General features: G+C 56.6%; 16 protein-coding genes, 1 tRNA gene and 1 pseudogene. 1 reads left to right on the top strand and 17 read right to left on the bottom strand.

Translation table 11 applies throughout. The features are described 5' to 3' along the window. The 7 genes and pseudogenes from ACTIEN_RS18685 to ACTIEN_RS18655 form a co-directional block, all read right to left on the bottom strand. Positions 1 to 216, bottom strand: a 216-nt coding sequence (locus tag ACTIEN_RS18685) for a hypothetical protein (RefSeq protein WP_439524665.1), incomplete at its 3' end; no start/stop codon positions are given. 276 nt (positions 217 to 492) lie between these two features. Next, positions 493 to 2,322, bottom strand: a complete 1,830-nt coding sequence (locus ACTIEN_RS18680; protein WP_439524664.1) for a DUF262 domain-containing protein — start codon at positions 2,320 to 2,322, stop codon at positions 493 to 495. A gap of 226 nt (positions 2,323 to 2,548) precedes the next feature. After that, positions 2,549 to 4,231, bottom strand: coding sequence for a BREX system Lon protease-like protein BrxL (brxL, locus tag ACTIEN_RS18675; RefSeq protein WP_439524663.1), 1,683 nt, complete (start codon positions 4,229 to 4,231; stop codon positions 2,549 to 2,551). 97 nt (positions 4,232 to 4,328) lie between these two features. Further along, positions 4,329 to 5,057, bottom strand: coding sequence for an IS21-like element helper ATPase IstB (gene istB / locus ACTIEN_RS18670; RefSeq protein ID WP_439524662.1), 729 nt, complete (start codon positions 5,055 to 5,057; stop codon positions 4,329 to 4,331). Between the two features lie 78 nt (positions 5,058 to 5,135). Continuing rightward, a pseudogene (gene istA / locus ACTIEN_RS18665) lies at positions 5,136 to 6,719 on the bottom strand (IS21 family transposase). A 156-nt stretch (positions 6,720 to 6,875) separates the two neighbouring features. After that, positions 6,876 to 7,007: a hypothetical protein gene (locus ACTIEN_RS18660; RefSeq protein ID WP_439524661.1), complete on the bottom strand. Its 132-nt coding sequence runs from the start codon at positions 7,005 to 7,007 to the stop codon at positions 6,876 to 6,878. A 42-nt stretch (positions 7,008 to 7,049) separates the two neighbouring features. Next, a complete protein-coding gene (locus ACTIEN_RS18655; protein WP_439524660.1) occupies positions 7,050 to 7,739 on the bottom strand; it encodes a helix-turn-helix transcriptional regulator in 690 nt (229 codons plus the stop codon). Positions 7,740 to 8,159: 420 nt separating this feature from the next. Between ACTIEN_RS18655 and ACTIEN_RS18650 the strand changes: the two genes are divergently transcribed. Further along, positions 8,160 to 8,864: a terminase small subunit gene (locus ACTIEN_RS18650; protein ID WP_439524659.1), complete on the top strand. Its 705-nt coding sequence runs from the start codon at positions 8,160 to 8,162 to the stop codon at positions 8,862 to 8,864. A gap of 615 nt (positions 8,865 to 9,479) precedes the next feature. On the opposite strand, the gene ACTIEN_RS18645 is transcribed toward ACTIEN_RS18650, so the two are convergent. From ACTIEN_RS18645 to ACTIEN_RS18600, 10 genes are all read right to left on the bottom strand, one after another. Then, the gene (locus ACTIEN_RS18645; protein ID WP_439524658.1) at positions 9,480 to 10,661 is read right to left on the bottom strand and encodes an AAA family ATPase; all 1,182 of its coding nucleotides are present in this window, start codon (positions 10,659 to 10,661) and stop codon (positions 9,480 to 9,482) included. Then, positions 10,651 to 11,157 carry a hypothetical protein gene (locus ACTIEN_RS18640; protein ID WP_439524657.1) on the bottom strand — a complete coding sequence of 169 codons (507 nt, stop codon included), beginning with the start codon at positions 11,155 to 11,157 and terminating at the stop codon, positions 10,651 to 10,653. The genes ACTIEN_RS18645 and ACTIEN_RS18640 overlap by 11 nt, the downstream gene beginning before the upstream one ends. Further along, complete coding sequence (locus ACTIEN_RS18635; RefSeq protein ID WP_439524656.1) at positions 11,154 to 11,567, bottom strand: helix-turn-helix transcriptional regulator; 414 nt, start codon at positions 11,565 to 11,567, stop codon at positions 11,154 to 11,156. Before ACTIEN_RS18635 ends, ACTIEN_RS18640 begins: the two co-directional genes overlap by 4 nt. A 77-nt stretch (positions 11,568 to 11,644) precedes the next feature. After that, positions 11,645 to 12,385: a hypothetical protein gene (locus ACTIEN_RS18630; protein WP_439524655.1), complete on the bottom strand. Its 741-nt coding sequence runs from the start codon at positions 12,383 to 12,385 to the stop codon at positions 11,645 to 11,647. A gap of 238 nt (positions 12,386 to 12,623) precedes the next feature. Then, a tRNA-Ser gene (locus tag ACTIEN_RS18625) sits at positions 12,624 to 12,713 on the bottom strand. 69 nt (positions 12,714 to 12,782) lie between these two features. After that, positions 12,783 to 13,157: a hypothetical protein gene (locus ACTIEN_RS18620; protein ID WP_439524654.1), complete on the bottom strand. Its 375-nt coding sequence runs from the start codon at positions 13,155 to 13,157 to the stop codon at positions 12,783 to 12,785. Next, the gene (locus ACTIEN_RS18615; protein ID WP_439524668.1) at positions 13,157 to 13,819 is read right to left on the bottom strand and encodes an alanyl-tRNA editing protein; all 663 of its coding nucleotides are present in this window, start codon (positions 13,817 to 13,819) and stop codon (positions 13,157 to 13,159) included. The genes ACTIEN_RS18620 and ACTIEN_RS18615 overlap by 1 nt, the downstream gene beginning before the upstream one ends. A gap of 62 nt (positions 13,820 to 13,881) precedes the next feature. Continuing rightward, a complete protein-coding gene (locus ACTIEN_RS18610; protein WP_439524653.1) occupies positions 13,882 to 16,242 on the bottom strand; it encodes a DUF3772 domain-containing protein in 2,361 nt (786 codons plus the stop codon). Then, positions 16,239 to 17,273: a cysteine synthase A gene (locus ACTIEN_RS18605; protein WP_439524652.1), complete on the bottom strand. Its 1,035-nt coding sequence runs from the start codon at positions 17,271 to 17,273 to the stop codon at positions 16,239 to 16,241. Before ACTIEN_RS18605 ends, ACTIEN_RS18610 begins: the two co-directional genes overlap by 4 nt. A gap of 53 nt (positions 17,274 to 17,326) precedes the next feature. After that, the gene (locus ACTIEN_RS18600; protein ID WP_439524651.1) at positions 17,327 to 18,463 is read right to left on the bottom strand and encodes an NUDIX domain-containing protein; all 1,137 of its coding nucleotides are present in this window, start codon (positions 18,461 to 18,463) and stop codon (positions 17,327 to 17,329) included. Positions 18,464 to 18,465 lie beyond the last annotated feature (2 nt).

Raw genomic sequence — 18,465 nt, 5'->3', positions numbered from 1 at the left:
TTCAAAGGACAGCCCATAGAGCAGCAAAACTGGACGTGACACAAACGGTCGGCGTTCAGTTTTCGTCGAACCGTCAGCTTGTTGGTGGATGTAAGCGATCCACTGCCCCTTTGATCTTCGATAGATCGTGTCGGCCGTCTCCGCGAGTTCTTGGGCATAGCTGTACCAATACTCCGGAGCCGCCTTCTCAACGAATTGTTTTTCAAAATTGGCCATGCTGTACACTTGGGGTGACCTCTAAAGCAGAACAAGCCAGAAGTTATGCTTTAAATAAAAGCTTTCAGAGTTGGAGCCTGGCTACCAATGATCCTCGGAGGTGACCGCGTGCAAAAAACACGAATTTTGCACGCGTCAGTGGGCACTTTGATTTCAGGCACTTAACGCGTGCATAAGTTGCGTGCAAAAATTGCCATTCCATTCTCCCTTAGAAGAAGATGAATACCAAGTTTTTACGCCTGTTGTTGAGCACTGCTCAAACTGAAACAAAGTGCTCTAACTTTTGACGCTTGGTAAGCGCCAAATCCTCTTGGCGCTGTCGAAGAGCTCGCAAGATCGCTCTTTGATCTTTGCTTCGCTCCAACTGCCCTGTTCACAAAGGCGTTTGTTCAGATAAAGTACGCTGTGCTTTTCCAAAGCTTCCCTCTTGCCACCATCGGGATCGTCCACGACAACCCAAGCCTTATTTGATTGCGCAGGGTTTAGCTTCTCGTTGAGTAATGACAGGTTACCGATCGTGTGGATCAGCTCATCTCTGTGAAGGGCCTCCTCGACTTCTGAAGTCTCGCCAGGTAACGGCCAATGTGCCTGCCATTTCTGGGGCATCACATGCTCGACAGTCAGGTTCTTCGGGACTTCCTTGGTTTCGGCGAAGTCGCCACGGAGCGCCGCTTCCATCGCTTCGAGGATCAAGCGCAAACGCGGACGCGTTAGATTCTCGTAGAGCGGGTTATTGACCCACGCCTTCCTGAACTCGTCATCACTCGGCCACCTGTCGAACTCGGCCGTTCGACTAAGCAAGTTATCCCGGATTCTTTGAGGTATCTGATCTAGTGCCCCCTCAACTTCACCAATGAGATCAACGAACAAGCGGTTATATCCGCGCGTACTAAGACGGCAGGCCATCCGCCGGACAAGGAAAGATTCCATATCCGATAGCACTTCTGTCAGCAGATCGACGCGTGCATCAAGCACATCGAAGAGCTTGAGCAAGAATGGATAGGCCGTGCCAATATCCATGATTTTCAGACGATCAAGAAAGGTCTGGATACGGGGTTCTTCATGCCCCTTGTCGATCCCACGGTAAATTTCACCATATTTCTTTATAATCTTGATCCGTTCCTCCGGCGATCCGGCATTCGGTCCGAGCGCAAAATCGCGGTATGCGGCGTAAAGATGAGCAGCAGATACGTCGTCACCGGTCAACAACGTGACGGCATGCTGAAGGAATATCTCGATCCGCGCGCGCCGAGCGTGACCGCGACCGATCTCCGCTCGCCAGAACGGCGCATCCTTATCAAAAGCCTGCCAGTATTTCTGGTAAGCCTTCTCCGCTTCGCCGCCGTTGTCCTGGATTTCACTGAGGAGCGAGTTCTTAACGAGATCAGCTGATAAAAGCGGTGTGCCCCGTGCGTTCAATGTCTCGAAAATCAGCTGCGCGTCATCCTTTTCGTCGAGGTCAATGACCACCAGCCGCACATTATCCCGCACGGCGCTGTAAAGGGTCGGAATCTTCTTGTCCTTTTCTGCGCCCTCATTCTCACTGAGCCATTCGGAAATGGCATCATGAAAGAAAAGATAGCCATCTGGAATGTTGCGACCTAAAGACTTTGCGTCTGACCTCATACCATAGGCCTTTAGAAGAGCCACGCGGTCAGCACTTTCCATCACCGTCTGATAGTCGTACCTATCAGCATTCGTGGGCCAAATCTTGTAGCCCTCATAGTCTTCGGTGCTCAACGGGTGCTGATTGCGAATGAGCTTGCCGATTGCCTTATGATAGCGACTATCCACCTCAAGCTTCACGACATCCTCGAAAGCGCGCAGCAAAAGCTGCAACGTTGTCAGCCGTTGCTGTCCATCGATCAGAAGACGGGTTTCAATTTGTCCTGGGGGTACAGATGGCCGGTCTTGCACCGACGCACCCAAGAAGTGCGAGCGGGGCTGTTTCCCGCTCAGCAGGTCTTCCGAAAGGCGTCGTAAATCCTCCCATAGCGGCTGCCACTGTTCATCCTGCTTCCAGACGTACGGCCGCTGATACAGCGGAACACGATATAGCACGTCCTTCTCGAAAAGATGCTGGATTGCCAATGTCCCGACCTGCATAGCGCACTCTCCATTTTTAGATCAATTTAACACTATGGACGATGGCCTGGACTTAACAGCCGACTTCCGTTGACTGTCAGGTTGGCCCACTTCTCCAGTTCGCGCAAAGCACCACGAAGACAAACTTTTACGCAATTTGATCAAGGTTCTTGTGCAGAAATCTTGATTTGTGCACGCCTATCAGGCAATCGGGACCCGGTGTTTTCAAGGTGCTCGCCACCGTTACTCACGCATCTTCCCGCAAATACGTCACATAAAACCCCTTCGCCATCCGATGCTCCTGCAACCGGTCCCCGAACGAAAACCCACCCGACTTGACTGGCGCTTGGAAGATGTCGAGCCCGCGATCCAGCACGATCTTCCAGCCCGTATCCGTGACAATGTCGCGCGCATGGGCGGTGCCGGATGTATCGAACGTCCAGGTGAAGTCCACGCCTGAGCCAAGACACGCTGTGCTGATCGCCTCCAGAAACTCGCGCTGCTGGGCAACATTGCCATCGTCTGGCCCTGTCACGAGATGCACCGCTACCTGGTCCTCCGGGGCTTTCCGTCGAATGACCATTTCGACAAACTCCATCATGTTGCGGGCTTGGTAGTAGAACCGGATGTAGGGGTCGGTAACCACGATGCGCTGGGCACCGTCGGTGTAGGGTCCAAACAGAATGTCGTAGCTGATGCCCTTTCGGTTTTCGGCATAGACCTTGTGGCCTTCATCGGGTTGCGCGGTTTTCGGTTCTTGAAGAGTGCCTGTCGCTTTGTCTTGCGGTGCAGAGGCATCTCGTTCTGGTGCAACCCCCTGCCCCGGCTCTGCCGCGGCATCATCCGCGTTCTGCTCTTTCGGGTCGAGCGCCGACTTGAGATGATAGAACTGTGGGAACTCTTCTTCCTCAACTGCCGTCACCGCACGCTTCGCGCCGTCAGAACCGATATAGTGGAAATCCACGTCCGGATAGGTGCTGTCGATCCGTGTCAGCTGATCCTTAACTCGCTTGCGGCTTTCCATGGCCAAGCGCAGCAGGTCCTCGACATCGGCTTCCGTTTCACCGCCGTCAGGGAAGAGCAGTTTCATGTAGCCAGACAAGGTCTTAAAGATCGCGTCCCGATCCCGCGTTGAGATTTGCTGGCTGACCTTGAAGAAGGCATCCCCCCGGTTGGAGAAGTCTTCCGAGCGCAGATGCCGCAGGATTTCCGCAAGATAGTCGACGATGAAACCGTAACCGGACGTGAACATCTCGCTTCGGATGACGTCAACCTCCCAGCCCGGCAGATAGGCATGCAATCGGTCGATGAACGCAGAGTCGTGGAACTGCGCCGGTAGCGCCTCGAATAGATCGCTGTTTTTCAGCATGAAGGGCACGTTGTGATCTGTGTTGCCGACGAAGGCAAAGCTCGCTTCCGCGCCCATTGGACTGACGCCGCGCGAGAAGGTCTTATTGGCCATGTAGTTCTTCATGATGTCGACCAGCGCCTTGTTCGCCTTCTTTTCACGCCCGGCAAATTCATCGAAGGCGACGACATCCCAGTAACCCACGAGACCGATGCGGCCGTTGGAGTTGTTTACGAAAAGCTTTGGTACCGAAACCTCCCCCCCGGAGATCAGCTGACCATGGGGTGAGAACTCAGAATAGATGTGGGATTTACCAGTCCCCTTCGGCCCTAGTTCGATGATGTTGTAATTGCGCTCGACGAACGGGATCAGCCGCATCAGCTGCAACAGCTTGCTTCGATGGCCGAAGGCGTCCGGATTGAAACCGATGCTCTGCATTAGGATGTCGATCCATTCCTCGGTGCTGAACGCGGCCCGCGCCGCCTTGAAACCTTCGTAGTCCACCTTGGCGATCTGGATCGGCTTGATGGCTTCCAGGATCCATGGCGAGATGCGTGCATCGTCTGAGAACTCGTATTGCACATCGACGATGCACCAGACCCCTTTTGTTGGATGTCACTGAGAACTGACCCAGCATTGTCACCGAGATCTGACCCGCCCGGTCGTTATGTTTGCTAATTCATGATGGGGTCAATGCTGTTGGCTCCTTCCGTTTCTTTTTCGCCGTCTCGGAGCTGGCCTTGAAGCGGTAGCTGTCATTGCCAGTTTCGAGGATGTGACAGCGATGGGTGAGGCGATCGAGCAGCGCCGTTGTTATCTTGGCGTCACCGAAGACGCTCGCCCACTCGCTGAAGCTCAGGTTGGTGGTGATTACGACGCTGGTGCGCTCGTATAGTTTGCTGAGAAGATGGAACAGCAGCGCACCGCCCGAGGCACTGAACTGCAGGTAGCCGAGCTCGTCGAGGATCACCAATTCGGTCTTCACCAGCGCCTCGGCGATCTTCCCTGCTTTGCCTTGTGCCTTTTCCTGCTCAAGCGCATTCACCAGTTCCACGGTCGAGAAGAAGCGCACCCGCTTGCGATGATGCTCGATGGCCTGGATGCCCAAGGCCGTCGCAACGTGGCTTTTTCCGGTGCCGGGGCCACCAATCAGGACCACGTTCTCGGCCGCGTCCATGAACTCGCATCGATGCAGCTGGCGCACGAGGGCTTCGTTGACCTCGCTGACGGCGAAGTCGAAGCCGGACAGGTCCTTGTAGGCCGGGAAGCGCGCCGCCTTCATGTGATACGCGATCGAGCGCACCTCGCGCTCGGCCATTTCAGCCTTGAGCAGTTGCGACAGGATCGGCATGGCGGCCTCGAACGCAGGGGCACCTTGTTCCATAAGGTCATGCACGGCCTGCGCCATGCGTCATGCTGAAAGCACGCCTTTGGAGTGACCATCTTCAGGCTGCGCAGCATGATGACAATGGCGGCTCCGGCGGGATCATGACGCATGGCGTTTGCCTCCCCGCAATCCGTCGTAGCGTGCAACGTTGGCCTCAGGCTCCTTCTTCAGGGCGAGACTTGAAGGCGGCGTCACATCGGGCTGGTCAGTTGGTGTGCCATCCACCAGCCTATGGAGCAGGTTCAGCACATGGGTCTTGGTCGGCACGCCCGCCTCCAGCGCCATTTCCACGGCGCACAGCACGTCCTGCTCGTCATGATGCAGCACTAAGGACAGGATCTCGACCATCTCGCGATCGCCGCTCGCTGCCCGGCAGCGCATGCTTGCATGCGCGAGAGGGGGCTTGCGCAGCATCTGCTCTTGCAATTGACGGAACGCCTCTGGCATCTCGACGAAGGGCGCGCCGTTACGAAGCGCGCCAGGCTTGCGCTGAACCACGGCGAGATAATGTCGCCAGTCATAGATGACGCGGCCAGGTTGCCGGTGTGACCGCTCGATGATGCGCTGATGCTCGCAGACCATGTGCCCTTCGGCCGTCACGCCAAAGGCGTGCTTTCAGCACGGCACCAGCCGTTCAGGGTAGACGTACAGGCTGACCGGGCGGTTTGCGAAGCTGGCAGGCACAGAGTAGCGATTGCGGTCGAAGGTGATCAGGCACGTGGGCGACACGCGCTTGCTCTGCTCGACAAAGCCATCGAAGGCTGTGGGCAAGGGCATCAGTGCGGGTTTCTCGGCTTCCCAGGCATCGGCGATGCTGCCGGGCAGGCTGCCATGCGCAGTCTCGGACCAAAGAACCTTGCACCGCTCCTCAAGCCAAATATTCAGCGCATCGAGATCCGGAAAGGCCGGCATCACCTGCCAGAGCCGGTGGCGGGCATCGCGGACGTTCTTCTCGACCTGGCCTTTTTCCCAGCCGGCGGCTGGATTGCAGAAGTCGGGCTCAAAAACGTAGTGGCTGGTCATGGCCATGAAGCGCGCATTCACGTCGCGCTTCTTGCCAACGCCCACACGGTCGACAGCCGTCCGCATGTTGTCGTAGATCCCGCGGCCCGGCACGCCCTCGAAGACCCGGAACGCGTGCCAGTGCGCATCGAACAACATCTCATGCGTCTGGAGCAGATACGCTCTGACCAGAAACGCTCGACTGTGCGACAGCTTGATGTGAGCCACCTGCAACTTGATGCGCTCGCCGCCGACATGGGCCCAGTCCTCGCTCCAGTCGAACTGGAACGCCTCGCCCGGCTGGAACACCAACGGCACGAATGTCCCGCGATCCGTCGTCAGCTGCGCGCGTTGCCGGTCTCCTTTCCAGATCCGCACGAAGGCTGCGACCCGCTCATACGAGCCGTCATAGCCAAGCTGAACCAGATCAGCGTGCATCTGCTTGGCGGTGCGCCGGTCCTTGCGCGACTTGCGCTGCTCCGTCACCAGCCAGCCTGACAGCTTCTCTGCATACGGGTCCAGCTTGCTCGGTCGCGCCGGTGTCTGAAACTGGGGCTCAACGATCCCCACTCGAAGATACTTCTTGATGGTGTTGCGAGACAGCCCGGTCCGCCGTGCAATCTCGCGGATGGGCATCTTATCCCGCAAAGCCCAACGTCGAATGACGCTCAAAAATCCCATGTCGATCACTCCAATATCCCCTGACAAATCCCGTCAGGGGCAAGATTCCACATGGGTCAAATCTCAGTGACACTTTCGACCGCTGCTGGGTCAGTTCTCAGTGACATCCAACACCGCCAAGCCCAAAAGACATGCGGTACGGATCTTTTTCTTTGTTCACCATTGCACCTCTTGGCCCAAGGCCCCGAACACTTCTTGCGCATCCAAGAGAACGATGTGCTGTTCCTGCGCACGGCGCGCCGATGGATCGGCATCAAGCCCCAGACGCCGAAGCGCATAGTAAAGCATGCATCGCCGCACCGTGAGCTGGGCTGAACCGCCGTCCATGCCTTAGTCTAGGGCAATGACCTTCTGTTGGTTTTCCGAAAGCGCCGGGTTTGGCGCGACGGTGAGCGTGAGGTCCGTGGTCCAGTCCACATCGGCAGCGTCGCCCAGATCGGCTGCAAGCATTCGGCCAAGCACAAAATCCTTGAAGTCCCGGTCCCGCAGACAGAACGCCCGGCAATGCCAACGGAACCCATCATGTGCCAGCGCATGCGGTGCAATACTGCGCTCAGAAGGATCCGGTGACGACATCGATTGGTATGTGATCGTCAGCGCCCTGCCCTGTTCGATTGCATGCAGAACAGAGCGGGTGATCTCCGGTTTGGCGCCACGCGCCGGGATCGGAGGCGCCAGCATGTCAGGGACGTAAACTTCCCAGTCCGGAAAATGTACAGGAAAACCGGCAGATATGGCCAATAGCTTGGAAAGATGCGCGCTGGGCGAAAGGTCGGCGTAGTGCGCTGAGAACATAGGACCCAAGACATAGGTCCTTGCAGATTTGTCGTAGGTCAAATGCTCGGGAAACGCATTGATGTAGCTGTTGATGTCCTGCGATGCCTGAGTGCGCGCGATCCCAAACGTATCAATCAGGTCGGCAAGCCCGATTTGTCCGTGCCAGAAGAGACGATGTTCGATGAACTCACGCCGCCGCTCAATTTGCCATTTAATCTTGCTGTCAGAGGAATCGCCGCCCACGCCACCTTGTAACATTCAGAAACTGAAATGGTATTGAAAATGGACGCAGTGATACAATTTAAGCGTGCGCAATCCAAGCCGAGGCACCACTCGAAGCTTTTCAACACCAACGTTCTTGCGCTACGTTTAAATCGGCGGTGTCAGCTTCTATGCTCGCATACAATGTGTCGAAACCAGAACCAGTTTCCGGAACCGAGCGCCGCCACCCAATCATCGACAATAGCCGATATGTCATTCGCAAATTTCAATGAAGGGTGCCTTTCCTCGATCTCGTCAGGTTGGCGCGCGGACGTCAACCCCGTGAGATGGGACATCGCATGAGCTTTGGCTGTTGGGGACAACGGCTGCCATCATCCAATTGTTCGAGAGACCAATTTTCCTATAACATCAAAGTGACGAAACGGGGCTGACGCGGTGAATATGCTGGACACAACCGATAGTGCGAGTTCGCAGACAGGTTGGCTGGATGCATATGATTTGACGCGGAAGCAGCGGATCTTCGTCCTTGCGTACCTTGAAGAGTTGAATGCGACAGATGCAGCGCGCCGCGCTGGGTACGCGCACCCAAATACGCAAGGCCCTCGTTTGTTGGTAAATGTTGGTATTTCCGCAGCAATCGACTTCGGGCTGCAGAGACTTGAAGACACGCTGATGATCCGGGCAGAGGATGTCAGGCGTCACTGGTGGATGATTGCCACCGCAGATGCGCGGGATTTGGTGGCCATCATCAAGACGTGTTGCAGGTATTGCTACGGCCTCAAACATGAATATCAGTGGCGCACCGAACGCGAGTATCGGGACGCGCGAAATGCCGCGGTCCTGAAGAGATTTCGCAAAGCGCGGCAGATGGATTGCACGGATTTCGATCAATTCGACCATCCGAGCCTGCCTAGCTCCGCCGGTGGCTTTGGATACAAGGCAATTAACGCACCAAACCCTGAATGTCCGGAATGTGAGGGCTTAGGCGTTCCGACCGTGCAACTCGCTGATACACGGGAATTACCGGCTAAAGCTGCACTTCTCTATGACGGTGTTCGGCAGGGTGCTAACGGACCTGTCATACAAATGCAAAACCGGTCTGTAGCATTGTATCAACTCGCCAGGGCGATGGGGCTCATCAATTAACAGACAAAAAACGCTAAGAGGTGCGATAAATAGCTTTCCCATGCCTTCGAACTCTTTTCGACGGGGTTATTATCACTCTTGGCGGTCGAAATGGGTCTGTCAGATAGAAGCCGCCGCCAAGCCATCAAAAGCATGTGTAGGTCCCACAACACTGTGCTTCGCAGACCAACGGACGCAGTTCATAGGTTTGACTAATCCCAATCAGGTCTTCGATACTCGACATGTGATGGTCGCTGGGATCTAAACTAAATGTCGTGTCACTCTTTGCTCAATCGGGGTCGCAATGAGACTGAGACCAGCGTCTTTTGCCGGCAAGACCCTACACCAAACGGAACCAAAAGGCCCAAGCCATCCGATATCGATCCAGTCCGAGCTGAGTGGTTCCCGGACGTCGGATTGCATCTTCTCAAATCATTTGGCAACTGGCTATTCTCAACTCGTTTGGGTTCATTCGAGGCGCGGTTGCGGAAACAAAAGGTCATAGTGCACGCGCCGAATAGGCGGCGCAGCACCACCACCCCACCCCCCCTTTAGGGTGGGGTGGTGGTGGCGCATCTGGATCACTGCTATTTGCGCCACCCTGCGCCACTACTGTTTTTGGGGTGGTGGCGAACATCATTCTGTTGCCCATTCGCCCACCTCCAATGTCACGACACGCTTGCGTTGCGCGCCGGGTTTCTCGCCCTTCACCAGCGCCCCGTTACTCAGCCATGTTTCGATAATCCGCTTGATTCGTTTGCGGTCGGACTTGGCGTCCAAGCCAAGAATTTCAGCCATTACGTCACCGGCCCAGCCCTCTTTGACTTGATCTGAATAGCGCAACCCCTTGCCGTCGATCGCATGTTGCACTGCCATGAGGTCCTTGACGGTCACACCGTCGAAGGTATCCGGCCATGTCCAAACCTCAACCACCCCGACGCTATCGCCGTTGGTCAGTTCAACCGATGCCATGCGACGCCAGATACGATCGCCGACGGGTGCGAGGTTGGCTTTATCACGGATAACCGCAAAGTACGTGGCGGGATCATCGAGAACCCCAGCCTTCTCTTTGTGTTCGTTGCTCATCTTGTTCAGGACACGTCCAGACCGAGCCGCCGCCAGTAGAGCCGACGCACCGCGCCCGCTTTCGGTTGTCGCTTCCTCGCCATTGGTCTTGCGGGTGTGGTGAACCAGTTCGATCGCGCAGTTACACTGATCGGCCAGACGCACCCATTCTTTGACCACCAAGTCGATCGCGCCGTTGTCGTTCTCAGATACTTGATGCGACGAAACAAACGGGTCGATCACCAGCACATCTATGCCACGTGCATTGATCTCATCCGCAAGAGCGTCCAGTTCTTGCTTGATGATCTGGACGCCCTCGCGGGTTTGGATCGCGGTAGTCAGAGGGCGTTCCCGACCCGTGTCCACATAGAGGCGACCCACAATTTCATCGGGGCTGACGTTGTGGTGTTGCATTGCCGCATAGATACGACGATTCATCTCGTCTCGCGGGTCCTCCAAATTGTAGAGCCAGATCTTCAGGTTCGGTGCGGTCCAGTCGCCCAGCAATTCCCGTCCGGACGCCATTGCCAGCGCCTCGCAGATCGTAAGAGACGATTTACCGACGCCGCCGGGTGCGACTGTCACGGATACTTGTTTGCGGATCAGGTGCTGTCCGTAGACCCACGGACGGGGTGGAATTGCCGACGGATCACGCCATACAAATTCAGTTGGCAACCAATCTGAACGTTGTCGCGGGAACTGGGTGCGATGTTCAACAAAAAGCTCTGCGAGGTGGGCAAAATTAGACGCCATTGGCTTCCACCCAGTTCATGAGATCTTGAATGAAGTCAGACTTCGCGCGGACAGACATGGAGAAAAAGCACACGGCTGCGTAGTCTTGCAGTTCCTCGGGCTCTGCGAAGTCGCTCCAAAACACTGCCTCGTCTTGAAAATTCAAAAGCGGTGGGATGGGTGGCCCAGCTCCATCTGGAATTGCTGCAAGAGCGACATTGATTGCTTCACCACGTTCAAGCGACTTGAGAGCCATGAATGCCAATGCAGCCCGTTCACGGGAAGTCAGGCGCACCTGAAGGAGGAATCCAAATTTGAACCACGCAGCATTGGACCCTAAGGTCAGCGCAAAGCCGAATGCGCGAGCAATTTTCTTGTGGTTCCGCTTTGCGAAAAGCGACATTGCGCTTTTCGATTTTTTCTGTTTTTGTCTTGTTCCTGTGACGTCTTGCTTGGCATCCAGTTTCGCCCCGATCGCGCGTCCAGGCGCGGTTGGGGCTTCAATCATCTTTCTCATTGCTTTGTCTCCTTCTTCAGGAGATCAACTTTGTCGAGTTTGGATTGGCCTTCGGACTTGGAGGGACCTGCGATCGTGTCAGGCTCTGGCGCATCGGGACGTTCCTTGGCAAGCCTCTCGATCGCCGCTGCAATCTCGGACAGCTTCCAACGCGTGATTGAACCAATTCGGATGGGCTGCGGCATCGTCCCGTCTGCAACGCGGCGCCACCACGTTGCCTTGGATACGCCGATGATGGCGGCCGCCTCTATGTCTCTGAGCAGGCGATCAGTTGCGACAGGAAGAACCGAACACATTTCGTCAAACGACTTGTCACTCTCAAGGAGGTCAGAAACCTCAAAAGGTTCAACACACGTGTTCGCACACACCGCTGCACCGCTCGCGTATAGCTGAAATAATTTTTTTTTCACTTTTCAGTCTCCTTGCTCTACCAGACAGGAGACTCACAGACGTGGCCTGAGACTGCATCGGACTTGAAAAAGAAAAATTAGTCCGACGTGTTTTCGGGACGGACAGACGTGAGAGATTTTGTGAGGATCTCTGCCAGAAAATCAGGGCGCGCAACTTCTTCGCGCTTCTTCCAAATCTTCTCAATTGCGAAGTAGCTCATTGCCTGTCCATTTTTTTCTAACGCGAGGGCAACAATATCGCATCCACTTCTCACGTCGTTTGTAGCCGAGCTACGCGTCGGTGCTATTCCTATCGCCTTCAGCTGCTCAATCTGACCGACTATTATAGTATTGCGGTGGATGTCCCTGAAAGCAGACGGTCCGCGTTTGCTCTTGGGCACCTCGATCATCCCCGCAAGAAACTGCGTTTGAAATTTCTTGAGCGTCGGTGACATAGAAGCGTAACCGAGAGCAGCTAGCGTTCGAAGAGCATCAAAAACGACTGGATCATCAAGACCATATTCAATCGCTGCTTTGATGGTTTCTTCATTTGGCGGCAGCGGTTCGAAGAGTTCCTGCAGGGCTAAACTTCCTTTCAAAATCAGAGCCATAGGAGAGTTGAGGGCTCGTCTATCAAATAACTGCTTTTCGAGGACATCTGTGACGTTTGCCAAAACCTCTTCAAAGGTGAAGGCGTTCTGCTTCCTGTTCCATTCCCGGTCATTCGCACGATGGACGGCGCTTTCAAACAAGGAGAGAAATTTCTTGGTCTCCTCCGGCAGATCGCGATTTTCTGGATCTTGCTCATCGCCCATATCCGCAGTCACAATTTTGCCCATCCACTACTCCAACTTCTGATTGGAAACGCTCTGAGTGATTCCTGAATAAAATTTGAGACGGTGTGAGACGCGCTGTAAACCCCGCAAAGGCTTAGAAATCTGGTCAGCACCTTATGGACGATCACGTAGCGCTAAGTGGCAAAGCAAGGCGACGGAAGAATAGTGTATCCCGAAGTGTATCCCGAACCGAAATATGTGTAATATAAATTAATAAAATCAGACACTTGGCTGAATTTAGTGGCGGACAGGAAGGGATTCGAACCCTCGAGACGGTCACCCGCCTACGCACTTTCCAGGCGCGCGCCTTCGACCACTCGGCCACCTGTCCGAGGCGGTGTTTAGAAGAAAGCGCTGGGGGGATGCAAGGGTGATTGTTGAGATAGATCATAACTCTGCGTCACTGCGACCACATACGTCGTGCGACAAGCAGGTAAAGGCTGGCGATCACCACCTCGATCGTGGCCGCTGCAAGGATGGCCGGACGGGCCGTGCCGCTGGTCCAAGCATGAACGCCCGTCGCGGCCACGCCCAGAAAAGCCAGGCCGCTGATCAGGCACAGCGACGTCAGAAACGGTCCGCGCTCCAAAGTACGGGCGAGGATCAACACCACGCCCAAAGCAAGAACGGCCGGGGAAAACCGGCGCGCGGGAAAATCCATTCCGGGATCATAAGACGTGGCATAAAGTCCGAGATAGCTTTGCGGGTCGAGCAACAGCACAGCCCCGACAAGGATCAGGAAAAGCCCCGTTCCCGGAAACAGCCAACGGTGCATCATTCATCCAGCGCGATAGTGACACGCCGGTTCTGTTTGCCCTTGTTTTCAATCTTTCCGAAGACAACCCGCCCGATCTCACCGGTGCGGGCCACATGGGTGCCGCCACAAGGTTGCAGGTCGACCTGATCCAGGCCGTCTCCGATGCGCACAAGGCGAATCCTGCCGCTGCCGCGCGGCGGCTGGACCGACATGGTTTTGACAAGGGACGGGTTCGCTTCCAGGTCTGCATCGGTGATCAAGCTTTCGCTGACCACAAGATCCCGGTCGATGAGGCGGTTCAGTTCGTCCTCAAGCGCATCGCGGTCTTCCGGCGGCTCCGGCATCATGAAATCGAGCCGCCCGCGCCCTGCCCCGATGGAGCCACCGGTCACCGGCAAGGGAATCACCACCGACAGCAAATGCAGCGCGGTGTGAATCCGCATGTGCTTGTGGCGACGCTCCCAATCCAGACGCTGAACGACATGCGCGCCCACAGGGGGCAGTCGCGCCGGTTCTGCGGGCACCAGTACGCTTTCGCCCGCCCCGCCTTTGACAGTGGTGGCGATGGCAAGGGTCTGGCCGTCCCAGTCGATCCAGCCGCTGTCTCCGGGCTGCCCGCCGCCGGTGGGATAGAACAGCGCCTGATCCAGAACGATCCCGCCTTCTTCGGTGTGGGACATCACCCGCGCGGCCAGATCGCGTGCGTAGGGATCGGTGCGGTAGACGGGATCGGACAGGTCGGTCACTGCTGTGGCTCCTCTGGATCAGTGTCGGGCGCGGCCCTGTACGCCCCCGGGATGGCTTCGGGATTGCGCAGCCAGATGTCGCGCTGCGCAAAGGGAATCTCGATCCCCTCTTTCTTGAACGCTTCGGCAATCTGGTGGTTCACCTCGGTACGCACCACAAGGATCTGGGTCACATCGTAAAGGATCATCCGCACATCGAAATCAAGTGAGTCCGCTCCGAACCCCTTGAAATGCACAAAAGGCTCCGGATTCATCAGGACCATCTCGTGATTTCGGGCGATCTTGTAAAGCACCTCTTCGACTTTACGGGTGTCTGTCCCGTAGGCAACGCCGACGTCGACAACCAACCGGCCAAGGGTGTTGCCCCGGGTGTAGTTGGTCACCGAATTGGACACGAGGTCAGCATTCGGCACAATCACTTCGGTCCGGTCGAAGGTCTCGATCCGGGTTGACCGCACCGAGATGTCGCGCACGGTCCCGTGCTGGCCGTTCACCTCGATCCAGTCACCTTCCGAGATCGGGCGTTCGATCAACAGGATGATGCCCGACACGAAGTTCTGCACAATGTTCTGCAGGCCGAAACCGATCCCGACCGACAGCGCACCGGCAACAAAGGCAAGCGCCGTGAGGTCAATCCCGGCGGCGGTGATCGCGATGATGGCAGAGAGGAAAACCCCGGTATACCCGATTCCGGATACAATCGCCGTTTGCCCCCCCTTGTCGAGCCGCGTCTTGGGCAGGACCGATCCGCGCAACCCGCCCTGCAACAGCCGCGTGAGCACATAGCCAACCATGAACACAGCCGCGAAAGTCAGGAAATCCGTGGGGGATATCCGCGTTTCTCCAAAGGAAAACCCGGCCTGAAAGCGCGCCCAAAGCTCTGTCATGTCCGCGATACGGGCGCCCCAGATCAAGGCAAGGACCGGCAATGCCACCAATGTCAGAAAGCTCCCCGACACCACCGGCAACAGGCTCTGGCTCTGGTCGAGTTCCTTTCCCGTGATCAGGTGATAGACGTCGCGGATCAACCGCTGGAAGATCAGAAGGATCGTGAACAATCCCAATGTCTTGATTGTCGGGAAAATCATCGCTTCCGCGATGTTGAAATAGCCGATCCCCGACAACAGCGGGCCCACGACACCGACCACCATCGCGGCCTGCCCGATCAGACGGGCCAGTCGCGATGGGAAGGTCAGATTTGCACCTTCATCGTCCGCGTCAAACCCGGACCCGTCTTGCGGCCCTGTCTTGCGCAGGATCTGGCCCAGACGAAACAGGATAAGGCCGCAAAGCAGATGAATGACAAAACCAACGACAGTTTCGACGCCGATATCCCATTCCCCCAGTTCGACGAGGTAGGAAACAAACGCATTCAGCGCCAGTAACCAGGACAGCGAATTAACGTAATATCGCGCTTCGGTACGATGTTTCTGGGACAGGGCGAACGTGGCCACGTCATCATCCGACGAAAAGGATTCAGCTGCCAGCCAGCGCGAAAACAGCACCACGAACAGGATTGCGGGCAAAGCAATGACGATCGACAGGCTGCGCTCGCTGAACAGATCGCTGACATTGATTGCAACGACGAACAGGAAAAATGCGCCGCAAACCGGAACCGCTACGCGCAGGAGTCCCAGAAGAACGCTCCAGACCCCGGTGCCGCGGCGGGTTTTCTGACGCAGCCAATTGCCCAGACGGTCAATGAATGTTGGGGCGCGGAATACAAACAGAAACGCCACCGCGATCAACAGCAGCGTCGCAGGCAGTTTATCCATCACGGATTGGCGGACGTCCGGTTTGTTCCAGTTTTCCCTGACCTCCATTCCGATTTCGCGGAACGGAACGATCATCTTGGTTATTGTCGGCCCCCAAAGTCGCGGATCAAGCGGGTTGGCATTGCGCTGTAAAAGCCTCTCGGTCTCTCGTGACCGGATGGTCTCGTCTATGGCCATGATCAGGGCATTGGCGCGGTTATACGCTTCTTCCGCCCGGAAAAGCGGCTCGCGCACCTGTGCAATCTGCCGTTGAAGCTCTTGTCTGCGCTGCACCAGACCGTCTGGCTCGGCCCCATCTTCCGGCGGGGTCCCCAACGCATCCAGCTGCGATTGCAGCGTTGCCAGCCGGGGATCACCTGCATTTTGCTGCGACAGCAAACGATCGCGGAACATCGCCAACTCAGAGCGCAGTTCCTCGAGCGTTTCAGTTGGAGTCTCATCGGACTCAATGGCCGCTTCGGCTTCTTGCGCCGCTTCGTTCCACAGCGTGTAATCTACGGTCTCTGTCTGCGCACCTGCCGAACCTGCGATGAGCAGGGCAAACAGAAGTGCCGCCCGAAGCGCCGCAAACAGCTGCGTCATTGGTCTTCGAACACTTTCGGAATATCCTGCGGCGCGGCCTCCATCCAGTCTGGAACGGGCAGACCCTTTTCACGCAGGAAAGCCGGGTTGAACAGCTTGGTCTGATACCGCGTGCCATAGTCGCACAGGATCGTCACGATGGTATGGCCCGGACCCAGATCCTTTGCCAGACGTATCGCGCCAGCAAGGTTGATTCCGGAAGACCCACCAAGGCACAGGCCTTCGTCGGCCAGCAGATCAAACACCAGTGGCAACGCCTCTTCATCCGGGATCTGGTATGCGAAATCCGGTTTGAACCCTTCGAGGTTCGCCGTCACACGCCCCTGCCCGATCCCTTCGGTGATCGACCCACCTTCGGATTTGAATTCGCCGGTGGTGTAGTAGGAATACAGCGCCGCACCCATCGGGTCGGCCAAGCCGATCTTGACGCCCTTGGGCTGCAGAACCTCTGCCACACCGGCCAGAGTACCACCCGATCCCACCGCACAGATGAAGCCGTCGACCTTGCCATCGGTCTGATCCCAGATTTCAGGACCAGTGGTCTCGACATGCGCCTGACGGTTCGCCACGTTGTCGAACTGGTTTGCCCAGATCACACCTTCATTGCTGCGCCGCGCCATTTCTTCGGCCAGACGCCCGGAATAACGAACGTAATTGTTCGGGTTTTTATACGGAGCTGCGGGCACTTCGACCAATTCGGCCCCAGCAAGCCGCAGCATGTCCTTCTTCTCCTGGCTTTGCGTTTCCGGAATGACGATCACCGTCTTGAATCCCATCGACGCACCCACCAGAGCAAGCCCGATGCCGGTATTGCCCGCCGTGCCTTCGACAATTGTTCCGCCAGGCTTGAGCAAGCCCTTCGCAATGGCGTCCCTGATGATGAAAAGCGCCGCACGGTCCTTGACCGACTGGCCGGGATTCAGGAACTCGGCCTTTCCCAAAATCGTGCATCCCGTCAGATCGCTTGCCTTGCGCAGCTTGATCAAAGGAGTGTTGCCGACCGCCTCGGCCAGATCGCCTGCAAAATGCATGGTTCCCCCGTCAGATATGTTCTGTCCGGGTTTAGGCCCGCTGCACCGGGAACTCAAGCAGAGGCGCGCAATCGGCTGCGTTCTGCCGCAAGCCAATACAACATCATGATCAACGGTCCCGCATTGATCTCGCCTGTTTGGACCAGTGCCATCGCGGCGTCGAATGACATCACATGGCTGCGGATGTCTTCATGCTCCGAGGCCAATCCGCCTCTTGATGCAGTAAATTCGGAAAGGTCCACAACGCCTAGAAAACAATGAAAGAATTCCGTTGAGTACCCCGGCGACGCGTAGACCCGCACCATCGGCTCCAACGGACCAAGCTGCAATCCGGACTCCTCGACCGCCTCGCGCCGCGCCGTATCGGCGGGATCTTCACCTGCATCAACCAGCCCGGCAATCGGCTCGAACACCCACGGGTTGGGATCGTCCCGCCAAAGTGGACCGAACCGCAACTGTTCGATCAGCAGGATGTGATCGGTTTTCGGATCATACGGAAGGACCAAAGCCGCATCAAACGCCAGAAAAGCCTCCCGGTTGATACTGGGACTGCGGGCTCCGTCAAACCTTTGGTGATCGAACTGAAACTCGGCCAATTCAAAGAACCCGCGAAACCCCTCATCGCGGGCGTGAATCGTCACATCATTGGACCTTGGCGCGTAGCGCAAGGTCGATGGCGCCGGAGTGCGTCGCGCCATCATCCGCGCCCAATGTCGGGCCATCAGGAACGGGCGCAGATTGGCGGCGGTCTCGGCATCATACCGCGCCCGGCGCGCCATGACGTCCCGCGCTGCGCCCACGGCCATTTCCCCCCAACCTTGAACCCAATCGTCCAGGACCCAATCCGCACCGCGCGTCTGATTGGACGCCATCGGGTAAAAACACACAGCCCTTTCGCGCGCGCCTTCGACTTCGACAGACACTTCGCTCAGGTGGTAGGAAAACGCGCCTTCATAATAGCTTAGACGCGCCTCTTCATCTTCTGTCACACACCTCAGAAGGACACCCTGCGCTTGAAACCCCGGCGCTTTCTCGATCATCGGGTAGGCTTCGTCCTTGACCCAGGACACACGATGACCCGGCAGAACAGCCCGGTCCAGCCGTTGGCCCAGACCCTCTGCACCAACATTTAGCACCGCTTCCAAAAGCGGGCGATAGCACAGCGTTCCGTAAAAGAATAAAGAGGTCAACG

Source organism: Marivita sp. (assembly GCF_051859345.1).
Lineage (GTDB): Bacteria > Pseudomonadota > Alphaproteobacteria > Rhodobacterales > Rhodobacteraceae > Marivita.
Note: the sequence above shows the minus strand (reverse complement) of the source record. Positions and strands in the feature narration are given on the sequence as shown.

Excerpts from the sequence above, each read along its gene's own strand:
- ACTIEN_RS18630 (WP_439524655.1), bottom strand. The coding sequence starts at position 12,385 with ATGGGCAAAATTGTGACTGCGGATATGGGCGATGAGCAAGATCCAGAA.
- ACTIEN_RS18645 (WP_439524658.1), bottom strand. The coding sequence starts at position 10,661 with ATGGCGTCTAATTTTGCCCACCTCGCAGAGCTTTTTGTTGAACATCGC.
- ACTIEN_RS18680 (WP_439524664.1), bottom strand. The coding sequence starts at position 2,322 with ATGCAGGTCGGGACATTGGCAATCCAGCATCTTTTCGAGAAGGACGTG.
- ACTIEN_RS18620 (WP_439524654.1), bottom strand. The coding sequence starts at position 13,157 with ATGCACCGTTGGCTGTTTCCGGGAACGGGGCTTTTCCTGATCCTTGTC.
- ACTIEN_RS18640 (WP_439524657.1), bottom strand. The coding sequence starts at position 11,157 with ATGAGAAAGATGATTGAAGCCCCAACCGCGCCTGGACGCGCGATCGGG.
- ACTIEN_RS18660 (WP_439524661.1), bottom strand. The coding sequence starts at position 7,007 with ATGCTTTACTATGCGCTTCGGCGTCTGGGGCTTGATGCCGATCCATCG.
- ACTIEN_RS18615 (WP_439524668.1), bottom strand. The coding sequence starts at position 13,819 with ATGTCCCACACCGAAGAAGGCGGGATCGTTCTGGATCAGGCGCTGTTC.
- ACTIEN_RS18610 (WP_439524653.1), bottom strand. The coding sequence starts at position 16,242 with ATGACGCAGCTGTTTGCGGCGCTTCGGGCGGCACTTCTGTTTGCCCTG.
- ACTIEN_RS18605 (WP_439524652.1), bottom strand. The coding sequence starts at position 17,273 with ATGCATTTTGCAGGCGATCTGGCCGAGGCGGTCGGCAACACTCCTTTG.
- ACTIEN_RS18650 (WP_439524659.1), top strand. The coding sequence starts at position 8,160 with ATGCTGGACACAACCGATAGTGCGAGTTCGCAGACAGGTTGGCTGGAT.
- istB (WP_439524662.1), bottom strand. The coding sequence starts at position 5,057 with ATGGCGCAGGCCGTGCATGACCTTATGGAACAAGGTGCCCCTGCGTTC.